We start from the raw sequence: 20,539 nt of genomic DNA on the forward strand, positions 1-20,539 counted from the left end.
CTTTGAACATTTCGCTTGGCCGGGAAAATGCACGAGGCCAATCCAAGTATTTCAGGTCAGGCGCCTCCAACCGCTTGATTCAAAAAAAACTCTGGGTTTAGACTGAAAATCCGGTCCCCTGGATTAAGGCGCACCGGATCAAAGCCCGGTGAGGTTCGAACGAACCCAGCACAGGAGGCAGACCCATGTACCGAATGCGACTGTTCGCGATTCGTCATGCCCGCACTTTCGAGTGGATCTATAAATGTGTCGAACGCGGCATGGTCGCGATGGACCCGATATTTGCAAAGATCGGATATAACCGCGTCGAACGCCCCATCGCACTGGTCGAGAAGGGCGTCAAAACCCTGTTGTTCGATTGCAAGATGTGCGGGCAATGCGTGTTGTCATCCACCGGAATGTCCTGCCCGATGAACTGCCCAAAGCAATTGCGCAATGGCCCATGTGGCGGCGTACGTCCCGGCGAGTTTTGCGAGGTGAAGCCGGATATGAAATGCGTCTGGGCCCTGGCCTGGAACGGAGCCAGCCGCATGCGGCACGGAGCCGACAAGATAAAAGAAGTTCTTCCGCCGGTGGAGCACACGTTGAAAGGCTCGTCATCCTGGCTGCGGGTCAGCCGCGAGATTGCGGCGCACGAGCGCGAGACCCGGGATGCAGCCCGGTTGGCGCTGGCCGAGGCATTCCCCGAAGCGCGCGAGAATGAACCTTCTGCGGCGCCACTGGCCGCCGAACCACCCAACGCGATCAACCGGGAACTGAAGAAATGAGTGATACCCATCGCAACGAGGTGGAGCCGATTGGCTATGTTCCGGTTCCCCAAGGATATGTGTCGCACAGCCGGTTGGAAAAGGTACTCCGTTCAGGCCGTTTCGCAGTCACCGCCGAATTGAACCCACCCGACAGTGCCGACCCCGAGGATGTTTTTCAGGCGGCCCAACCGCTTGGTGAAGTGGCTGACGCGATCAATGCAACCGATGCTTCGGGCGCGAACTGTCACATGTCCTCGATTGGGATTTGTGCCTTGCTGACGCGCGCGGGTTATTCTCCGGTCTATCAGATTTCCTGCCGCGACCGGAACCGGATTGCCATTCAGGGCGATGTTCTGGGGGCTGCGGCGTTGGGCGTCAGTAACGTGCTGTGCCTGACCGGCGACGGCGTCGGCGTCGGGGATCAGCCAGGGGCAAAACCGGTTTTCGATTTCGATTCCCTGACCCTGCTGCGGACGATCCGCACGATGCGCGATCAGGGAATGTTCCTTTCTGGTCGTAAGATCACGCGCCCGCCGCAACTGTTCCTTGGTGCTGCCGAAAACCCCTGTATCCCGCCTTATGACTGGCGACCTGACCGTCTGGCAAAGAAGGTTGAGGCCGGGGCCGAGTATATTCAGACCAATTACATCTACGACATTCCGCTGTTCGAGAAATTCATGGCGCGGGTGCGCGATGCGGGACTGGACAAGAAAGTGTTCATCATCGCGGGCGTCGGCCCCATCGCGTCAGCGCGTGCGGCACGCTGGATGCGCAGCAATGTTCCCGGCATTCACATCCCCGATCAGGTCATCGAGCGGATGGAGAAAGCCGAAAAGCCAGCTGACGAGGGCAAGAAGATCTGTATCGAACTGATCCAGCAGATCCGCGATATCGCGGGGGTGTCCGGTGTTCATGTGATGGCTTACAGGCGCGAGCACGTGGTGTCAGAGATCATTCTGGAATCCGGTGCGTTGAAAGGGCGAAAACGCGCCCGCCCGTCCTGAAAGGCACAGGCAAAAAACAGCGTCCAAACAAAAAAGGCGCCGGTCGGGCGCCTTTTGCATGGAAGTGTTCGCCGATCAGTCGAACTTGCGCGACGGGGCCAGTACCATGGCTTCACCGATCAGAACCTTCTTGCCCTCGACCGAGCAATGGCAATCCAGTTTGACGCGACGCTTGGAAAAGTCGATGTCGATAACTTTGACCTCGGCGTAAACCATGTCACCGGGGCGCACGGGGGCCAGGAACTTCAGTGACTGCCCCATATAGACCGTGCCATGGCCCGGCAGTTGTTCGCCAATCACGGCCGAAATCAGCCCAGCTGTCAGCATCCCGTGCGCGATGCGCCCTTCGAAGATTGTATCGCGGGCATAATCATCATCCAGATGCACCGGATTGCGGTCTGTCGAGATCTGCGCAAACATCTCGATATCTTCGTCCGTCACCACTTTGCGCAGGTGGCGGGACATGCCCATTTCGATGTCTTCGATACAGATCGTTCCGCGTGGAAGATTGTCCAACATGTTGCCCTCACTCGAAATCGACCGAGAAAGAAAAAACCACTATCCGGCCTAGGTTGGCAACTTTATTACTTCGCAGTTGCAGAAAATCAAGTCTTTTCTTGCTATCTCAATCGACCGATTGTGTAGGTCGGGTTGATCTTTTCCCTTTCGATATAAGCTGTTAGGGATTCGTGATCCGGATGGTGCGACGTTTTTGTCTCGGCCGCCGCCAGCCCGCCCGAAATGAACAGGGAATCAATGCCTTCACCCATGCCCCCCAGAATGTCCGTATGGGGGCCGTCGCCGATCACCAGAATGTCGCTATCCGGGATATCATGGCCCAGTTCCTGCAACCTGCGGCGCGCCAGATCGTAGATCGGCGGGTGCGGTTTGCCGAAATACAGGCTCTCGCCGCCCATCTCGGTATAGAGCTTTGCCAAAGCGCCGGCACACCATTCGCGCACCTCGCCGCGATCGACAACAATATCGGGGTTTGCGCATAGCAGCTTCATGCCCATCTGCTTGGCATAGAGGAAATCGGGGCGGTTCACGTCCGGGTCAGCCATCGGATCAAAGGGACCACAGCAGACGATCCCTTCGGCCTCTCTTAGCGGGACACGTTCGATATGGATCGGGTGGTGCAGCAGTTTCAGTGGCTCGAAAAAGCCCGCATCGCGCTGCCATTCCCCCATGAAGTAAACCTTGTGCCCGACAGCGCCACGGAACATCGCCGACCGCGCGGAATCGCCGCTGGTGGCAATGGTGTCATAGGCGTCTGCGGGAACATTGAACTGCACCAGTTGCTCGGCCACACCCGCGCGGGGTTTGGGCGAGTTCGTGACCAGCACGACAAGCCCCCCGTCCGCGCGATAGGCTTGAAGGGCTGCGACAGCTTCGGGATAGGCCGTGATCCCGTTGTGAACGCACCCCCACAGATCGACAAACAACGCTTTGTAGCGGGCAGAAATTTCGGACAGCGCGTGAACGATCTGGGTCATATGTGGCCTCAAGCTGAAACTGCACGAGCCTTATGACCGATTGGCAAGGGATTGGCCACCAATCGATCGGTGGTCAGCCAGTTTTCCTAGCGTGGTTTTACTTGGGTTTCACGGCAATCCCGGATCCTGTTCGCGCGCCCCAACTCAATGGTGTGGGTTGCACCGCTGAAATCTTGGCAGCGACAACTGCGGTCGCGCCTAGTTTTGCGGCATCTTCGCGAAGCTTCCTTTCGACTTGCTCTACTGTGGGGTCAGCATTGAAAACCGTAGTTTTGCTGATTGTAACCTCCAGATCACCCAATTTAATATGGGTGGCGGGGTCAAAGGCCGCGCTGCTCAACTCTATCTCGCTAGCAGCAACTTGGTTCACCTTCTGCTTCTTAGACGCACTGTCGAGATTTGTAGTCTCCCAGGATGGTGAGCACGCTGTGAGAGAAAGTGCGAAAAAACTGAAAAGCGTTACTTTGTTGATCAAGGGTAGCCTCCGTTCTTCTCGTAGTATGCGGAGGCACCTTCGTCGGATTCAATCAGAGGCGCAACAAGGATTGAATGCTAGCGTATAAATTGTAGTGCGAGGCCCGTTTTTTTCAAAACGACGGACCTCGCTTTTTTCTTCAGACCTTCAGGTTCGGAATGATCTGCTTTTTACGGCTCATGATGCCCGGCAGAACTACAGCGTCGCCATCGACGGATGCGCCAAAGCTTTTCTCGGCAACGGTTTTGACCAGATCGTTGGGCACAAGCAGGGTGGCTTCCTCGTTCAGGATATCGACGACGAACAGCAGCACCTGATCGACACCGTCTTCCTTGGCGACATCCACCATCGAACCCGCCAGGCTTGCCTTGCGGTCCAGAATGACGCCCGGCGCAGTGGTTTCCAGAACCGAGACACGGAATTTGGTGCCATCGACCTCGTATTCCTTGCTGTCCATGCGGATCAGTTCGGCATCCGAGAAGGACGAGACATCCGATTTCGCCGCAAACATGTCTGCCGCGTAAGCCGAGATATCCAGCTCCAGCTCGGCTGCCAGCCGCTCAGCAACCTCGCGGTCATGGGGCGTGGTGGTGGGCGAGCGGAATTCCAGCGTGTCCGACAGGATGCAGGTCAGTGCCGCGCCCTTGATGGCGTCAGGCATCTTGGCCGCATCGTCGCCCATCAGGTCGACCATGATGGTGGCCGTGCAGGCCAGCGGGCGCACGGTGATGTCGATCGGGCCTTTGGTTTCCAGACCACCGACCAGCTTGTGGTGGTCGATAATGGCGCGGATGTCTGCGTCATTGACGTTGGCGGGCAGTTCGGCGGGGTTGTTGGTGTCGACGATGACCACCGGAGTGTCCGCGGCCAGATCGTTCAGGATACGTGGCTTCGGCAGATCCCAGTTGTCCAGCATGAATGCCGCTTCGGTGTTGGGTTCGCCCAACAGCACGGGCTCGGCCTGCACACCTTTGATTTCGTTAAGGTACCACGACCACAGGATCGGCGAGCCTGTGGAATCGGTGTCGGGGGATTTGTGACCAAATACGAGCGTTGTCATGTCAGCGTCCTGCGGAATGGAAATTTGCGCGCCTTATAGGGCGGACAAACGTCCTTGTCACGCCACAGCAGCCCGTCTGCGACGCTTGGTCTGAAAACCGCTGAACCGGCTTAGAAAGAGGCGCGTGTCAGCGTGTATCCGGCCTGCTCCAGCTGGTTCAGCAAACCGTGGTCGTCACTCAGATGACCTGCGCCGACCGCGATCACCGCTGTCTGATCCGTGATGGCCAGAATATGCTCCATCCACAGGGCATTCCGCTGGACCAGCATCTGCTGCTCGAACCCGTTCCATTCCTCATCGAAGACGTCCCGGCTCAGCCCGGATTCTTCGAACCCCTGCAGGCGGGCAAATTGTATGATCTCGGCGTGCTTTTCTTCCAGATATCCATTGGCCATGGTGGCCAGTTGATCGTTGCTTCCCATCATCGCCCCGGACAGGCGCACCAGTGACTCGACCTGCTGTTCCAGCGGGTGACTGTCGAACATGGCGATCAGGTCGTCGATACGTTCCAGCGAGTGTTGCGGAATGCCGTTTTCTGCGGCCAGATCGTTCAGGCGGGCGTCCATGCCGTAGGTCCCGTTCGGATCTTCCATCATGCAGGGCGGGATGCTCAGCATCATGCTCAAGAACCACGGTCGCATTTTGGCCGCCATCCAGCCGGGAATGCCGCGCTGGTTCAACGCGGTCGAGAATGCGGCCCAGTCTTCATCTCCCATCAGGTCGATCAGGGTCGGCCCGGATGTGATCATTACAGCGCTGAGATTATTGGCCAGGTTTTTTTCGAATGCGTCCATGTCAGTCTGTGTGACTTCGAAATAGAACGCGTCAGCCTGGCTCAGGTCCGGAGACAGGCGTTCAACCACCTTTTCCATACGTTCGTCATACGTGTGCAGGGTGCCAATGATGTGCAGAACCGTGTCATCCTTGCGCGCAATCCAGTGGTTGCCTTCCGGAAAGGGGATGTCCGCCACGGCGCGTTGCAACTCGGCCCGCGCGTCATCTGACAGCAGTGGGCGCAGGTCCTGCCCATCGCACGCAGCCTTAGCCGTGATCGGGGCCAGTAGAAAAGCAAGAAATGTCAGCAGGCGCATGAACCCATCCGGTGTTGTGTCATCAAGGTGTTCCAGACATAGCCATGCCTGCGACCCATGTTCAAGCAACCCGTCTGGTATTCCTCAACAATCTGCGTAGCATAGGCCCCATGAACCGCGAGCAGGACCTCTATCCCCCGATCAAGGCGCTTTTGGAGCGTCAGGGATACACCGTCAAAGGAGAAGTGGGCGCTGCCGATATCGTCGCGATGCGCGAAGACGAGCCGCCTGTGATTGTCGAGCTCAAGCTCAGGTTCACGCTGTCCCTGTTCCATCAGGCAATTGCCCGCCTGAAACTCACGGATCAGGTCTATATCGGGGTCAGCAAACCCACCGGGCGCACGGCCCGGCGGGCGCTCAGGGACAATCTGGCGCTGTGCCGCAGGCTTGGTCTGGGTCTGATCACCGTACGTACCGATGGCACGGTCGAGGTGCAATGCGATCCGGGCCCCTATGCGCCGCGCAAGGACAAGGCCAGGGCAGCGCGGCTGCTGCGCGAATTCGATCGGCTGGAGGGCGACCCCAATTCCGGGGGCGCGACACGCCATGGGATCGTGACGGCCTACCGTCAGGATGCGTTGAAATGCGCCGCCTTTCTGGCCGAACACGGCCCGGCCAAAGGGGCCGAAGTTGCCAGATCGGTGGGTGTCCCGGTTGCCACCCGGTTGATGCGGGAAAATCACTATGGCTGGTTCGAGAAGGTTGAAAAAGGCGTCTACGCTCTTACGTCTGACGGAACAGATGGCTTGAAACACTGGGCCTACAGCTGGGAACAGTCCGACTAGGCCGTTCTCAAAAAAATCCCAAACACCTTGTTGACTCGGCGTTTTAGACTCCCTAGCTATGCGTCGTTATCACTCACACACACCGAGTGCTAACGCCTCGTCGAATGGCGAGGGGAGGATAAACAAAACTTTGAGCCCAAGGAGCTGCAAAGATGGCATTGAAACCGCTTCATGACCGTGTGCTGGTTCGCCGTACCGAAAGCGATGAAAAAACCGCCGGCGGACTGATCATTCCTGACAGCGCAAAAGAAAAGCCCAGCGAAGGCGAAGTCGTCGCAACCGGCGAAGGCGCGCGCAAGGACAGCGGCGAGCTGATCGCAATGGCGGTCAAGGCTGGCGACAAGATCCTGTTCGGCAAATGGTCGGGCACCGAGGTCCAGGTCGACGGCGAAGAGCTGCTGATGATGAAAGAAAGCGACATCATGGGGATCATCGAGTAAGCCCGCGCTTTCTCTGATCTTCCACTAAACACATTTTCTCAAGGAGAAACGACATGGCTGCAAAGGACGTCAAGTTCGACACCGATGCCCGCAACAAGATGCTGAAAGGCGTCAACATTCTGGCGGATGCTGTCAAAGTGACCCTGGGCCCCAAAGGCCGCAACGTGGTTCTGGACAAATCCTTCGGCGCACCGCGCATCACCAAAGACGGTGTTTCGGTTGCCAAGGAAATCGAACTGGAAGACAAGTTCGAAAACATGGGCGCGCAGATGGTGAAAGAAGTCGCCAGCCGCACCAATGACGAAGCCGGTGACGGCACCACCACCGCGACCGTTCTGGCGCAGGCCATCGTAAAAGAAGGCCTGAAGCAGGTTGCAGCGGGCCTGAACCCGATGGACCTGAAGCGCGGCATCGACCTGGCAACCGCCAAAGTTGTCGAAGGCATCCGTGCTGCTTCGCGCGAAGTCAAAGACTCGGCAGAAGTTGCTCAGGTTGGCACCATCTCGGCCAACGGCGAAGCTGAAATTGGCCAGCAGATCGCGGACGCGATGCAGAAGGTTGGCAACGAAGGCGTCATCACCGTCGAAGAAAACAAAGGTCTGGAAACCGAGACCGATGTTGTCGAAGGTATGCAGTTCGACCGCGGCTACCTGTCGCCTTACTTCGTCACCAACGCAGACAAGATGATCGCAGAACTCGACGACTGCATGATCCTGCTGCACGAAAAGAAACTGTCCTCGCTGCAGCCGATGGTTCCTCTGCTCGAGCAGGTGATCCAGTCGCAAAAGCCGCTGCTGATCATTGCAGAAGACGTTGAAGGTGAAGCGCTGGCAACTCTGGTTGTCAACAAACTGCGCGGCGGCCTGAAAATTGCTGCTGTCAAGGCACCGGGCTTCGGCGATCGCCGTAAGGCCATGCTGCAGGACATCGCAATCCTGACCGGCGGTCAGGTGATCAGCGAAGATCTGGGCATGAAGCTTGAGAATGTCACCATGGACATGCTGGGCACCGCCAAGAAGATCGAGATCAGCAAAGACGAAACCACCATCGTCGACGGTGCTGGCGAGAAAGCCGAGATCGAAGCACGTGTTGCTCAGATCCGCACCCAGATCGAAGAAACCTCGTCGGATTACGACCGTGAGAAGCTGCAGGAACGCGTTGCCAAACTGGCAGGCGGTGTTGCCGTTATCCGCGTCGGCGGCATGACCGAAGTTGAAGTGAAAGAGCGTAAGGACCGTGTGGACGATGCTCTGAACGCAACACGCGCAGCCGTTCAGGAAGGCGTCGTTGTAGGCGGTGGTGTTGCTCTGGTTCAGGCCGGTAAAGCACTGGAATCGCTGAAAGGCGCAAACGCTGATCAGGACGCAGGCATCAACATCGTGCGCAAGGCCATCGAAGCGCCGCTGCGCCAGATCGCCGAAAACGCAGGCGTTGACGGTGCGGTTGTTGCAGGCAAAGTGCGCGAATCTTCGGATCCGGCCTTTGGCTTCAACGCTCAGACCGAAGAATATGGCGACATGTTCTCGTTCGGCGTGATCGACCCGGCCAAAGTTGTCCGTACCGCTCTGGAAGATGCGGCATCGGTTGCCGGCCTGCTGGTCACCACCGAAGCGATGGTTGCAGACAAACCGCAAAAAGATGCACCTGCTGGCGGCATGCCCGACATGGGCGGCATGGGCGGCATGATGTAAGCACGTCGAATTCGCCTAAGCGAATTCCGACGACCCCTGACAGGCGTTTGGCTGCAAGGTCAAGCTGTCGAGAGGGGAAGCAAAGTGCTAACGGACGGGGTCGCCTTTTGGCGGCCCCGTTTCATTTCCGATGGCCGCAATGCGGCCATGCCTCCGGCGGGAGTATTTTGTAAAAGATGAAGGCTGGGCCGCGTGTGCCCGAATTGTGAGTGTCCAACGCGCCGCCAAGTCGGTATGTGGTTGAAATGCGACTGTTCCTTCTGACCGCCCTGACCATGTGCGCCTTTGCGGCGAACTCCATTCTGAACCGGCTGGCTATCGACAGCGGGTCCAGTGATCCTGCGGGGTTTGCCATTATCCGGGTTCTGGCGGGGGCGTTGGTTCTGGCCGCACTGATCCTGCTGCGTAGAGGACATTTGCCCCTTCGCAACCGCAGGCGCGTCATCGGGGCCGGGTCGCTTTCCCTGTATATGATCGGGTTTTCCATTGCCTATCTGACGTTGGATGCGGGGCTGGGCGCACTTATCCTGTTTGCCGTTGTGCAGATCACTATGTTCGCCGCCACCGCCCTTGCCGGGGTCAAACCCACCCGACGACAGCTGGCCGGGGCAGCGATTGCACTGGGTGGTCTGGCCTGTGTCCTGTGGCCCACAGGAACAGTGCAGGTCGATCCAACCGGAACCGTTTTGATGATTGCAGCCGGGATCGGCTGGGCAGCCTATTCACTGGTCGGGCGGTCCGAGCCTGATGCGTTGCAGGGCACGGCCGCAAATTTCATCGTCGCGCTGCCGGTAACCGCGCTGGCCCTGATGGCCACAGGGGCAGAGTGGCACATGACCGGATTGGGCTATCTCCTTGCGGCCTTGTCAGGTGGCGTGACCTCGGGTCTGGGATACGCCTTGTGGTATCGCGTTCTGCCCCGGCTGGCACCTTCAACGGCGGCGGTCGTCCAGCTCAGCGTGCCGGTGATCGCGATTGTGGGCGGCGTGGTACTGTTGGGGGAAAGCGCGGGTGTGCGGCTGCTTGTTGGTGCGGCACTGGTTTTGGGCGGTATCGCGCTGGCTGTCCTGCGACGTCAACGTGGGAAGGGCTTTTAACGCAGGCGCACAGGCTTTATCTGGCGGGTATGAGAATTCTGATCGCCCTGCTTTGTTGCCTTTTTCCCGCCGTGGCCAGCGCGAAATGCGTTGTCCTGCTGCACGGTCTGGCCCGGACCGAGGCGTCATTCAGCGTGATGGAGCAACTGTTCAAAGCGAATGGCTATTCCGTCGTGCGCCCCGGTTACCCATCGACCGAAATCGGTATCCCCGAACTGGCCGAACAAACCATCCCGCAAGCATTTGCAGCCTGCGGCAGTGACACCGTCAATGTCGTTGCGCATTCCATGGGTGGCATCCTGTTGCGATACTGGTTACAGGACCACAGCCCTGAAAACATGGGCCGTGTCGTCATGCTGGGGCCACCCAATCAGGGTAGCCAGCTGGTCGATGAACTCAGTGCGTGGGAGGTGTTCGGATACCTGAACGGCCCGGCCGGACTGCAACTGGGCACGGGCCCGGATGGAATTCCCAGCCGCCTGCCGCCTGTGGATTTCGAACTGGGTGTCATCGCAGGTGACCAGTCCCTGAACCTTGTGTTTTCGTCTCTGATCGACGGTCCTGACGATGGCAAGGTGTCGGTCGAATCCACCAAGGTCGAAGGCATGGCCGATCATCTTGTCTTGCCGGTGACACACACCTTCATGATGAACAACCCGCAGGTCATGGCGCAGGTGCTGCACTTCATTGAGTTTGGCCGGTTTGATCCGCAGATCACTTGGCTGGATGGTGTGATGGACGTAATAGACGAGATCTGTATTGGGCAAAACTGCTCGGAACCGGGGGCGGAGCCATCAGAATGACCACATTGGATCTGACATTGACCGGTGCCGAGGTTCTGCTACCGGATGAAGGGCTGTCACGCGCAGACCTCTCCATTGCGGATGGGGTCATTCAGAAAGAGGCTACCGGGCGGCGGATTGACCTGACCGGGTTTCTTGTTCTGCCAGGTATTGTCGACTTGCACGGCGATGGGTTCGAACGCCACATCGCCCCACGTCGCGGCGCGATGAAGCAGATGAATGAGGGCATTCTGTCGGTCGAGGCCGAACTGGCCGCCAACGGCATCACCACCGCCGTTCTGGCGCAGTTTTACAGCTGGGAAGGCGGCGTGCGCGGCCCGGACTTTGCCGCGCAGGTGTTTGCGGCCATCGCAGCGGTCAAGGGCAGCACGGTCACCGATCTGATCCCGCAATTGCGGTTCGAGACCAATATGCTCGCGGATTACGACGGGCTGGCCCGTCGCATCGCCGATTGGCAGGTGCCATACGTGGTCTTCAATGATCACCTGCCGCATGATCGTTTGGCACAGGGCAAGAAACCACCGCGCCTGACCGGGCAGGCATTGAAGGCCGGACGCAATCCGGAAGCGCATTTTGCGATGCTGCTCGGCATGCACGCCCGCAAGGCTGAGGTTCCGGCCGCGCTAGAAGCGCTCTGTTCGGACCTTGCGGACATGGGCGTGCGTCTGGGCAGCCACGATGACGCAACTGCCGAGGCGCGCGCTTGGTGGCGCAGCCAAGGGGTGCGTATTGCCGAGTTTCCCGAAACGCTTGAAGCCGCCGAGGCCGCGCGCGCTGCCGGGGATCACGTCATTCTCGGCTCGCCCAATGTAGTCCGCGGCGGCTCGCATAAGGGTAACGCCAGCGCGGTAGAGCTGATTGCGATGGGGCTCTGTGATGCGCTGGCCTCGGATTACCATTATCCCAGTCCACGCCGCGCGGCGCTGATGCTGGCCAAAACCGGGCTGCTGGATCTGGCCGGTGCCTGGGCGCTGATCTCATCCGGCCCCGCGCGGGTGCTGGACTTGCAGGACCGGGGCACGCTTGCCGCGGGCAAACGCGCCGATCTGGTAATCCTTGATGCAACCACTCATCGGGTCGCCGCGACATTGGCGGGCGGGCGCGTCAGCTACATGTCAGGGGATATCGCGGCGCGCTTTGTGGGGTGAAACCAGACCGGCTTCACCTTTTTCCAAATACTCTCGCCGAAGGCATCGCGCCGCAGCGCGATATTCTACCGCTTGATCCGGTTGAAATGTCCCATCTTGCGACCAGCCTTGACCTCGGCCTTGCCGTAAAGATGCAGCGCGACGTCCCGTTCGCGCGCCAGCTCGGGCACACGGTCCATATCGTCGCCAATCAGGTTCTCCATCACCACATCCGAGTGGCGCTGCCCGTCGCCCAACGGCCAACCCGCCACCGCGCGGATGTGCTGTTCGAACTGATCCACGGCGCAGCCATTCTGCGTCCAGTGGCCCGAATTATGCACGCGCGGCGCGATCTCGTTCACGATCAGCCCGCCGGGTGTCACGAACAGCTCAACGCCCATGACACCGACATATTCCAGCGCGTTCAGGATATTGGCCGCCAGCAGGATGGCATCGGTGCGCTGGGCAGGGGACAGTCGGGCAGGGATGGTGGTGGTGTGCAGGATGCCGTCGCGGTGCACATTCTCACCCGGGTCGAAACAGGCCACCTGACCGTCCAGTCCCCGCGCTGCAATGATCGAAACCTCGTGTGAGAAATCAACAAAACCCTCCAGAAGGGCAGGCGCACCAGCCATATCGGCCAGCGCGGCCTCGGCATCCCCGGGGCTGCGCAATCTGGCTTGTCCTTTGCCGTCATAGCCAAAGCGGCGGGTCTTCAGGATGGCGGGCGTGCCGATTTCTTCGATGGCCGCATTCAGGCTGTCCAGATCGGTGATATCCGCAAACGGAGCCGTTTTCAGGCCAAGCCCCTGCAGGAACGTCTTCTCGGTCAGGCGGTCCTGACTGACCCTCAATGCCTCACGCCCGGGACGAATGGGGCGATGGGCTTCCAGAATATCCAATGCCTCGGTCGGGATGTTCTCGAACTCATAGGTGATGACGTCCACCGCATCGGCGAAGGCCGTCAAGGCGTCGATATCGTCGTAGGCCGCTGTCGTAACCCGATCCGCAACCTGCCCGGCAGGCGGGTTTGCGCCCGGCTCGTAGATGTGGCTGACAAACCCCAGCCGAGAGGCCGCCACCGACAGCATCCGGCCCAGCTGGCCGCCACCCAGAATCCCGATCACTGCACCTTGGGCGAGCATCTCCGCCATCGTCAATTCTCCAAACGTTTTCCAATTGCGCCAAGCGCCGCTCTCAGCGCCTCATGCGCGCCCTGTTCGATCAGGGTGCCCGTCATTTGCAGGCTCAAAGTACCTTCGGTCGCCAAAGCGTCGCGCTCCTGTGCCAACCGCCCGGCTGTGCCTTTTTCCATCGCGGCGAGAAAACCCGCCATCAACTGCGTGGTATAGAACTCGGCCCCGTCCGCATCGCCGGTTACGTCACCCAGCCATTCGGCCCCGGTGGCCATCAGATCCAGAATGCCGGGAACCATGGCACAAATGGCAAAATGCGCGTTCAGCGCCACCTCATCCGCAACCTTGACCACGGGGTTTTCCGGCTCAAACAGCTCGGCCAGCAAGCGGTCATTGCCGAACGCCGCCATCGGACAGCCACCGGACTGCAAGAACCCCAGTGGGATGGTTTGGACGAAATCCGACGCAGGGGCGCAAAGCTTGGCCAAATCTTCGGCGGAAACGGCCGCCATAACCGAAACAACCTGCTGATCGGCGCGAAAGGTCAGGGGGGCCAGAACCTCGGCCGCGATATGCGGGCGCAGGCACAGAAACACGATGTCCGAGGCGTCAATCACCGCTTGCGGCGGCGCGATAGTCACGCCCAGTTCGGCCTTCAGGGCGGCCGAGACCTCGGCGTTGCGTTCTGTCACGCTGATCTCATGCCCTTTGGCGGCCATCAGCCGCGCAATCGGCGCGGCGATATGCCCGGTGCCGATAAACCCAATCCGGCTCATCTCTGCGGTTCCTCGGGGATCGAGGCGGACAACGCGTCACGCCAGGCATCCAGCCGCGCGGCCAGGGCTTCATCCTGCAAGGCCAGAATGCCCGCGGCCATCAGGCCCGCATTGGCCCCGCCAGCCGACCCGATTGCCATGGTCGCCACCGGAAAGCCTTTGGGCATCTGCACAATGGAATACAGTGAATCCACCCCCGACAAGGCCCGCGTCTGCACAGGCACGCCAATCACCGGTACGCGTGTTTTCGAGGCCATCATGCCCGGCAGATGTGCCGCTCCGCCAGCGCCCGCGATGATCACCTGCAACCCGCGCGACACGGCGGTCTTGCCATAGTCCCACAACCGGTCCGGGGTGCGATGGGCCGAAACGATACGCGCCTCATAAGCGATGCCCAGTTCATCCAGAATATCTGCGGCTTCCTTCATCGTGGGCCAGTCCGACTGGCTGCCCATGATGATCCCCACTGTCACATCGCTCATCCGCTTACGTCTCCGCGCTCAGAAAGAGCGCGCACTATAGCCAAATCCGCTTTTGTGGCAATGCGGTACAGGGCGTTCAGGCAATGATATCGGGGGTCAGGCGATCTTCGATCAGGCGGATGAAGTCTTTCAGGCGCAGTTTTTCCTTTTTCAGACGCCGAAGGGTCAACTGATCAGCCGTTCCTTTTTCATGCAGCGCCTCGATCGCCTCATCAAGGTCGCGGTGCTGGCGGCGGAAAACCTCCAACTCAACCCGCAGAACTTCTTCGGTTTTCATCGAAAGGTCGGTGGGCGCGTTCATTGGCGACTCGGGCTTGTTGTGGTGCTTGCCCAACAAGATAGTGTGTCAGACGTTATCGCGCCAGACCTTGTGGACATCCTGGTTTCTTCCCATATTCTATAACAAGCGGTTGCCGGAACGGGACCGCGCACCACGTCGCTTTGACAATAAAGGACGAAAATACGTGTCGAAACTTACTCTTGGCTCATACCCGCATCTTTTGGGGTTCGAGCAGCTGGAACGCCTTCTGGAACGGTCTGCAAAGGCCGGTAACGAAGGATACCCGCCCTATAACATCGAACAGACCTCGGACTTTTCCTACCGCATCACCCTTGCGGTGGCCGGGTTCGCCGAAGAGGATCTGTCGATCACCATCGAGGATCGCCAACTGGTGATCCGGGGCCGTCAGCGCGACGACAGCGAGGGGCGCATCTTCCTGCACCGTGGCATCGCGGCGCGTCAGTTTCAGCGCATGTTCGTGCTGGCCGACGGGGTCGAGGTGGGCGAGGCGATCATGGAAAACGGTCTGCTGCACGTGGATCTGACCCGCGCCGTGCCGGAAACCGTGGTTCAGACAATCAACATACGGAAGGGGTAAGAGCAATGAATACACCGATTGAAATCAACACCGAAGGCGATCGTATCGTCTATGTGAAAACAGTCGACGTTGCCGATCTGCCGCGTGATCTGCGCGATCAGGCAGGTGATCTGGATCACCTTTATGCCGTGCACGATTCCGATGGGCAGCAACTGGCGCTTGTGGCCGACCGCAAGCTGGCCTTCGTTCTGGCCCGTCAGCACGACCTTTCACCTGTGGCCGTTCACTGAACGGCCCCTTTGTCCGGTGGGGCTGAAACGTTCCCCGCAACACACGCGCATCGGCGAAACTGCCGCTTTTAACCTGTAACGGAGCCGACTGCATGAGCTGGTTTGAATTCGACTGGGTAGACGCCTTCACCAATCGTGCATTTGGCGGCAACGGTTGTGCCGTGGTCCACGGCGGCGCGGGTCTCTCGGCCGAGGTCTGCATGGCCTATGTGCGCGAAACCTCTCTGGTCGAATGCACATTCACCGGCCCGTCCGACGTGGCCGACATCCGCGTCCGTTATTTTCTGGCCAGCCGTGAAATTCCCTTTGCCGGTCATCCGACGATTGCCACCGTAGCGGCGATGCGGTCGCGCGGCATGATCTCCGGCGATAACCTGACGCTGGAAACCGGCGCTGGCATCGTTTCGATCGGATCGCAGGGCGAACAGATTGAAATGACGCAGGTCGCCCCGCAATTTGGTGCGCATGTGCCTGCCGATCTGGTGGCAAAGGCGATCAGCCTGCCGCAAGAAGCCATCATCTCGCCACCCCGGATGGTTTCAACCGGCTTGCCCTTCTGTATTACCGTTCTGCGCGATCATGACGCTTTGCGCGCGGCCCTCCTGTCCGAGGACGCGCTGCGCAAAGTGGCTGCGACGGCAGGGTATTCCGGCTCGGACATGGCCGAGCCTTTCCTCGTGACGCTCAAAGGGGCCACCGACGCGGGCGATACGTTCTCGCGCTTGCTTATGGCTCCGCCCAGCCCGCCCGAAGATCCGTTTACCGGGTCTGCCACCGGGGCCATGGCGGCTTATCTGTGGAAATACGGGCTGATGACCAAAGACAGTTTCGTTGCGGAACAGGGTCACGATATGGGTCGCCCCGGTCAGGCCGTTGTCACGCGCGTTGGCCCCACCGACGCGATGACGGGAATCAAGGTAGCCGGTCAGGGGCATATCCTGATGCGCGGGCAGGTGGATCTGCCACAAGCCACCCAGTAGCCGAACCGTTCCCGTCCCCAGGGACTGCCCGGAACACCTCAGCCTATAAAAACAAAAAACGGCCCCCGAAAACCGGAGGCCGCTGTGTTTCATTCATCTGGTTCAGCCTGCTGCGATCAGGCCCATGCTTTCCAGCTTCAGCAGCACCTGATGAGCGCAGTTGTCGACCTCGACATTTTCGGTCTCGACACGCAATTCAGGGTTCTGAGGCACGTCATACGGGTCCGAGATACCGGTGAATTCCTTGATCTTGCCTTCGCGCGCCAGCTTGTACAGACCCTTGCGGTCGCGCCGCTCACACTCTTCGATGGTGGTCGCAACATGCACTTCGCAGAAGGCACCGAACTGCTCGATCTCTTCGCGTACTGCGCGGCGCGTGGTGGCATAGGGTGCGATCGGCGCGCAGATGGCGATGCCACCGTTCTTGGTGATCTCGGATGCCACATAGCCGATCCGGCGGATGTTCAGGTCGCGATGCTCTTTCGAGAAACCCAGTTCGGATGACAGGTTTTTCCGCACGATATCGCCATCCAGCAACGTGACCGGACGGCCCCCCATCTCCATCAGCTTGACCATAAGCGCGTTGGCGATGGTGGACTTGCCCGAGCCCGAGAAGCCGGTGAAGAACACGGTAAAGCCCTGCTGGCTGCGTGGCGGCTTGGTCTTGCGCAGCTCTGCCACCACTTCGGGAAAGCTGAACCATTCGGGGATTTCCAGACCCTCGGCCAGACGGCGGCGCAGCTCGGTGCCCGAGATGTTCAGGATCGTGACATTGTCCTTGTCCAGAATCTCGTCATTCGGCTCGTATTGCGCGCGTTCCTGCACATAGACCATGTGTTTGAAATCGACCATCTCGACGCCGATCTCGTCCTGGAACTGGCGGAACAGATCCTGCGCGTCATAGGGGCCATAGAAATCTTCACCTGCCGAGTTCTTGCCCGGGCCCGCGTGATCGCGGCCAACGATGAAATGAGTGCAGCCATGGTTGGCACGGATCAGCCCGTGCCAGACCGCCTCGCGCGGGCCAGCCATGCGCATCGCCAGATTCAGCAGGCTCATCGAGGTGGTGGATGCGGGATACTTGTCCAGCACCGCCTCATAGCAGCGCACGCGGGTAAAGTGGTCCACGTCGCCCGGCTTGGTCATGCCGACGACCGGGTGGATCAGCAGGTTGGCCTGCGCTTCCTTGGCGGCGCGGAAGGTCAGCTCCTGATGCGCACGGTGCAAGGGGTTGCGGGTCTGGAAGGCCACGATCCGGCGCCAGCCCAGCTTGCGGAAATAGGCGCGCAGCTCGTTCGGCGTATCGCGGCGACCGCGGAAGTCATAGTGAACAGGCTGCTGGATGCCCACGACAGGGCCACCCAGATAGACCTTGCCCGCCACATTGTGCAGATAATTCACAGCCGGGTGGGCATCGTCATCGGCACCAAAAACCTTCTCGGCCTCGCGGGCCTTGTTCGGGGTCCAGCGGTCAGTGACCGTCATGGTGCCCAGAATCACGCCTTCCTGATCGCGCAGCGCGATATCCTGACCCAGTTCGATCTTGTCCGCAAAGTCTTCGCTGACGTCCAGCGTGATGGGCATCGGCCAAAGCGTGCCATCAGCCAGACGCATGTTTTCGACGACATTGTCGTAATCGGCTTCGCTCAGGAAACCTTTGAGCGGGTTGAAACCGCCATTCATCAGCAGCTCCAGATCACAGATCTGGCGCGGGCTCAGATCCCAACTGGTCAGGTTGGCGGCTTCAACCTTCAGTTTCTGGGCCGAGTCATACGACACATAAAGTTCGGGAATGGGGGCCAGATTGCTTAACATCGTCATCTGAATACTCTTATCGCAGTGTTGTGTTGCCAATGATTCAAGGGCGTTTTCGGGGCATTTGCACCGACTGTTGGGCGAAGTCCACTGGCGTCAATGAAACAAAGGACGATATGCGCTGATTTCTCGCGGATTGGAAGGAATTTCCAACTCTGAAATCAAAATGATGATCTGGTTCTTTGGTGAGCAGATAATCCGATCATGCAAAGTATGACTGTTCCTGTTTTTGCGTGTGCGGCGCAAGCCCGGATGCGCGGGTGACTGGCAGGGCGGGAATCGGATCGGCAACGCCGCGCAGCTGGAACATCCGGATACCCTCCGGCGGCAGGTCCATACCCGCAGCCTTCAACACCTCTTGCGAGACCAGCAACTCGACCCTCAAGGCCTTGGTTTCGCTTTCCAGTCGGCTGGCCACATTGACGGCGTCGCCGATGATCGTTCTCGCGGCATGTCCCTGCGCGCCAATCTCACCCAGCACCAGATCACCAAGGTGCAGGCCCATTCCGATGCGAATGCCGGGGCTGCCTTCGGCCTCAAGCTGCTCGTTGAACCGGTCGAGGGCATGGCTGATATCTATCGCAGCCTTCAACCCCGCGCTGGCGGATGCGGCCGCATCGGGTTTCTCGAAAACCGCCAGCAACCCGTCGCCCATATACTTGTCCACGACACCGCCGTCCTTGGTGATGGCAGGTACGACGGCGTCGAAGAACCGGTTCAGCAGGAACACGATATCATAGGGCAGCTGACCCGTCGTGCGGGCGGTAAATCCGCGCATGTCCAGAAACAGCACGGCCAGTTTCCGTTCCTGCCCCTGACTGGCATGCCCGCGAACGCGCCCGCCATCCGGTTGAAAAACGCGGAAAACGGTGGTCGGTTCCGTCGGGCGGATCTGGCAGGCCAGCCGTGTCTGCGGTGAGGCGCCGACAGCGGCCAGGCTGCGGGCCTCGACATCGCCGGGCGGGGGCAGGGCGTTGGCGCCTTCCTCGATGATGACGCGGCATGTGGTGCAGCGTCCCTTCCCGCCGCACAAGGCCGTATGGGGCACACTATGTGCCTGCGAAATCTCAAGCAGTGTCATGCCCTTTTCGGCATCCACCTCGGGCCCGTTGCTGTAACTTACCCGCACCGAATGCCTGCGCCGCCACAGCTTGCGCCCGATATACACAAGACCCGTGGCCGCCAAGGCGAGCCAGAACGCCAAAAGGGCATTATCCTTGACGGTGAACATGGTCTGGAACGCCTCGGGCGAGGGCCAGTTGTAATGCTCGATATATTGTTCCCGCAGAAACTCATCCGCGAATTCCAACCAAATGCGGCGGCCCTCGGTCAGCAGACCGGCCAAGGCGAACATGGGGATGAAGACGGCAACACCGATCAGATAGGGTACGGCGCTGGACCACCATTTCGTCAGCCGTAACCACATATGCAGCCCGATACAGCCATGCACCCAGACGATCAGCAACAGTGCGCTTTGCATCCAAATCACGGTGCTGGGCCACATCAGGATGATGATATACCCCATCTCGTCATTGACGTCATAGATCTCGTGCGCGACCCGCGTCTGGATGACATGCGAGATCAGCTGCAAAGGTATCAGCAGACCCAGAACAATCTGCAACGCCGTGCTGAACGGCATGCGCAGGGTCCGGCGTTGTGCGATCGAAGCTAGCGCCAGACCGGCATGAGTGAACAACGCCGCATAAAGCAGCAGGCTCATAAAACTGTGCCGCGTCACCGCTGTTCGACCGTCCTGCATCCCGTGCAGATAATCGGTGTGAAACAGGCCCAGTCCGATGTTGATGAAATGGAAGAAAGCGAAAGCAAACAGAACCAACCCGCTGCCGATCCGAAGCCGGGCTGCCCAACCGCCACGCCACAAAGCGCTCTTCAAGAATACCACCTGTATCGCTGTTCGCCGTGGTTGGACTTTGCGAGGACGTTCGCGGTCAGGTCAAGGCTTCGGGTGCAAATCTAGGCCTGCCAATGGGTGGCGGGGTGTTGGGATTGAATTGATATCTTGTCCGCACAAAACAGCACCAGATGGCTGAGGTCAGGGCGCGAGCGCGAGCTGTAGATCAAGCCGTCCGCCCCCAGTGCCCGCGCTTTATCTGAAAAAGACCATGTCGGGGAAGGGGCCCCCGTCGCGCGAATATCCTGCCAGATCACCGATGCAGCCGTCTGCCCGCGGTAGTCCACCAATCGCGCGTTTTCCACCAGAAACCTTTGAACCACCCGGTCGGGATCATCACCCGAGATGTAGCGGCGGATGGCGACCGAAGCGCCCTCGGCGCTGAGCGAGGCATAAAGCGCGAATTGTCCGGAATGATGAAAGCGCCCCTCGGGCGCGCGGGCAGGCAGCAATGGGGCTGCTGCCTGCGACGCAAACAGAATTCTCCAGACAGGGCCAGAGAATTCAAGCAT

23 protein-coding genes are annotated in these 20,539 nt (G+C 59.5%); 11 read left to right on the forward strand and 12 right to left on the reverse strand.

Translation table 11 applies throughout. The annotated features are described in order from the left end of the window. Positions 1–185 precede the first annotated feature (185 nt). Together ACR0CE_RS05225 and ACR0CE_RS05230 are read left to right on the forward strand one after the other, a co-directional pair. A complete protein-coding gene (locus tag ACR0CE_RS05225; protein WP_480519165.1) occupies positions 186–767 on the forward strand; it encodes a methylenetetrahydrofolate reductase C-terminal domain-containing protein in 582 nt (193 codons plus the stop codon). Continuing rightward, positions 764–1,753 carry a methylenetetrahydrofolate reductase gene (locus ACR0CE_RS05230; protein ID WP_480475455.1) on the forward strand — a complete coding sequence of 330 codons (990 nt, stop codon included), beginning with the start codon at positions 764–766 and terminating at the stop codon, positions 1,751–1,753. The genes ACR0CE_RS05225 and ACR0CE_RS05230 overlap by 4 nt, the downstream gene beginning before the upstream one ends. A gap of 75 nt (positions 1,754–1,828) precedes the next feature. Here the strand turns inward: ACR0CE_RS05230 and ACR0CE_RS05235 are convergent, their stop codons facing one another. The 5 genes from ACR0CE_RS05235 to ACR0CE_RS05255 all read right to left on the reverse strand — a co-directional run bounded on the left by ACR0CE_RS05235 (position 1,829) and on the right by ACR0CE_RS05255 (position 5,875). Continuing rightward, positions 1,829–2,272, reverse strand: coding sequence for a MaoC family dehydratase (locus tag ACR0CE_RS05235; protein ID WP_267362989.1), 444 nt, complete (start codon positions 2,270–2,272; stop codon positions 1,829–1,831). A gap of 101 nt (positions 2,273–2,373) precedes the next feature. Next, positions 2,374–3,249 (reverse strand): TIGR01459 family HAD-type hydrolase, encoded by an 876-nt coding sequence (locus tag ACR0CE_RS05240; protein ID WP_267362988.1) that lies wholly within the window; start codon positions 3,247–3,249, stop codon positions 2,374–2,376. A gap of 97 nt (positions 3,250–3,346) precedes the next feature. Next, a complete protein-coding gene (locus ACR0CE_RS05245; protein WP_480831292.1) occupies positions 3,347–3,724 on the reverse strand; it encodes a hypothetical protein in 378 nt (125 codons plus the stop codon). 139 nt (positions 3,725–3,863) lie between these two features. Next, a complete protein-coding gene (locus ACR0CE_RS05250) occupies positions 3,864–4,784 on the reverse strand; it encodes a manganese-dependent inorganic pyrophosphatase (RefSeq protein WP_480539337.1) in 921 nt (306 codons plus the stop codon). 110 nt (positions 4,785–4,894) lie between these two features. Then, positions 4,895–5,875, reverse strand: coding sequence for a TraB/GumN family protein (locus tag ACR0CE_RS05255; RefSeq protein ID WP_480482262.1), 981 nt, complete (start codon positions 5,873–5,875; stop codon positions 4,895–4,897). Positions 5,876–5,985: 110 nt separating this feature from the next. On the opposite strand from ACR0CE_RS05255, the gene ACR0CE_RS05260 reads away from it, so the two are divergent. From ACR0CE_RS05260 to ACR0CE_RS05285, 6 genes are all read left to right on the forward strand, one after another. Then, a complete protein-coding gene (locus ACR0CE_RS05260; RefSeq protein WP_480482260.1) occupies positions 5,986–6,660 on the forward strand; it encodes a DUF2161 domain-containing phosphodiesterase in 675 nt (224 codons plus the stop codon). 152 nt (positions 6,661–6,812) lie between these two features. Next, complete coding sequence (gene groES / locus ACR0CE_RS05265; RefSeq protein ID WP_170536247.1) at positions 6,813–7,100, forward strand: co-chaperone GroES; 288 nt, start codon at positions 6,813–6,815, stop codon at positions 7,098–7,100. A 53-nt stretch (positions 7,101–7,153) separates the two neighbouring features. Continuing rightward, entirely contained in the window at positions 7,154–8,791 is a 1,638-nt protein-coding gene (gene groL, locus ACR0CE_RS05270; protein ID WP_267362982.1) for a chaperonin GroEL, read from the forward strand. A gap of 245 nt (positions 8,792–9,036) precedes the next feature. After that, positions 9,037–9,888 carry a DMT family transporter gene (locus tag ACR0CE_RS05275; RefSeq protein WP_480482255.1) on the forward strand — a complete coding sequence of 284 codons (852 nt, stop codon included), beginning with the start codon at positions 9,037–9,039 and terminating at the stop codon, positions 9,886–9,888. A 29-nt stretch (positions 9,889–9,917) separates the two neighbouring features. Continuing rightward, positions 9,918–10,691 (forward strand): alpha/beta fold hydrolase, encoded by a 774-nt coding sequence (locus ACR0CE_RS05280; protein ID WP_480831294.1) that lies wholly within the window; start codon positions 9,918–9,920, stop codon positions 10,689–10,691. After that, on the forward strand, positions 10,688–11,839 hold the full coding sequence (locus tag ACR0CE_RS05285) for an alpha-D-ribose 1-methylphosphonate 5-triphosphate diphosphatase (RefSeq protein ID WP_480831296.1): 1,152 nt from the start codon (positions 10,688–10,690) through the stop codon (positions 11,837–11,839). Before ACR0CE_RS05280 ends, ACR0CE_RS05285 begins: the two co-directional genes overlap by 4 nt. A 65-nt stretch (positions 11,840–11,904) precedes the next feature. On the opposite strand, the gene ACR0CE_RS05290 is transcribed toward ACR0CE_RS05285, so the two are convergent. From ACR0CE_RS05290 to ACR0CE_RS05305, 4 genes are all read right to left on the reverse strand, one after another. Then, positions 11,905–12,972 (reverse strand): 5-(carboxyamino)imidazole ribonucleotide synthase, encoded by a 1,068-nt coding sequence (locus tag ACR0CE_RS05290; protein WP_480622114.1) that lies wholly within the window; start codon positions 12,970–12,972, stop codon positions 11,905–11,907. Positions 12,973–12,974: 2 nt separating this feature from the next. Next, on the reverse strand, positions 12,975–13,730 hold the full coding sequence (locus ACR0CE_RS05295; protein WP_480487573.1) for an NAD(P)-binding domain-containing protein: 756 nt from the start codon (positions 13,728–13,730) through the stop codon (positions 12,975–12,977). Then, a complete protein-coding gene (gene purE, locus ACR0CE_RS05300) occupies positions 13,727–14,212 on the reverse strand; it encodes a 5-(carboxyamino)imidazole ribonucleotide mutase (protein WP_480831298.1) in 486 nt (161 codons plus the stop codon). The genes ACR0CE_RS05295 and purE overlap by 4 nt, the downstream gene beginning before the upstream one ends. 76 nt (positions 14,213–14,288) lie before the next feature. After that, entirely contained in the window at positions 14,289–14,513 is a 225-nt protein-coding gene (locus ACR0CE_RS05305; RefSeq protein ID WP_267362973.1) for a YdcH family protein, read from the reverse strand. A 163-nt stretch (positions 14,514–14,676) separates the two neighbouring features. Between ACR0CE_RS05305 and ACR0CE_RS05310 the strand changes: the two genes are divergently transcribed. The 3 genes from ACR0CE_RS05310 to ACR0CE_RS05320 all read left to right on the forward strand — a co-directional run bounded on the left by ACR0CE_RS05310 (position 14,677) and on the right by ACR0CE_RS05320 (position 16,300). Further along, positions 14,677–15,090 (forward strand): Hsp20 family protein, encoded by a 414-nt coding sequence (locus tag ACR0CE_RS05310; RefSeq protein WP_058275530.1) that lies wholly within the window; start codon positions 14,677–14,679, stop codon positions 15,088–15,090. A 5-nt stretch (positions 15,091–15,095) separates the two neighbouring features. Next, entirely contained in the window at positions 15,096–15,320 is a 225-nt protein-coding gene (locus ACR0CE_RS05315; protein ID WP_209504776.1) for a DUF1150 family protein, read from the forward strand. Positions 15,321–15,412: 92 nt separating this feature from the next. Continuing rightward, entirely contained in the window at positions 15,413–16,300 is an 888-nt protein-coding gene (locus ACR0CE_RS05320) for a PhzF family phenazine biosynthesis protein (protein ID WP_480831300.1), read from the forward strand. 102 nt (positions 16,301–16,402) lie between these two features. Here ACR0CE_RS05320 and ACR0CE_RS05325 read toward each other — a convergent pair whose 3' ends face one another. From ACR0CE_RS05325 to ACR0CE_RS05335, 3 genes are all read right to left on the reverse strand, one after another. Then, positions 16,403–18,121 (reverse strand): bifunctional sulfate adenylyltransferase/adenylylsulfate kinase, encoded by a 1,719-nt coding sequence (locus tag ACR0CE_RS05325; protein ID WP_480831301.1) that lies wholly within the window; start codon positions 18,119–18,121, stop codon positions 16,403–16,405. 196 nt (positions 18,122–18,317) lie between these two features. Beyond that, positions 18,318–20,009, reverse strand: coding sequence for an adenylate/guanylate cyclase domain-containing protein (locus ACR0CE_RS05330; protein WP_480831302.1), 1,692 nt, complete (start codon positions 20,007–20,009; stop codon positions 18,318–18,320). A gap of 80 nt (positions 20,010–20,089) precedes the next feature. Then, entirely contained in the window at positions 20,090–20,539 is a 450-nt protein-coding gene (locus ACR0CE_RS05335) for an RES family NAD+ phosphorylase (RefSeq protein WP_480505925.1), read from the reverse strand.

This window comes from Ruegeria sp. L11, assembly GCF_056531755.1.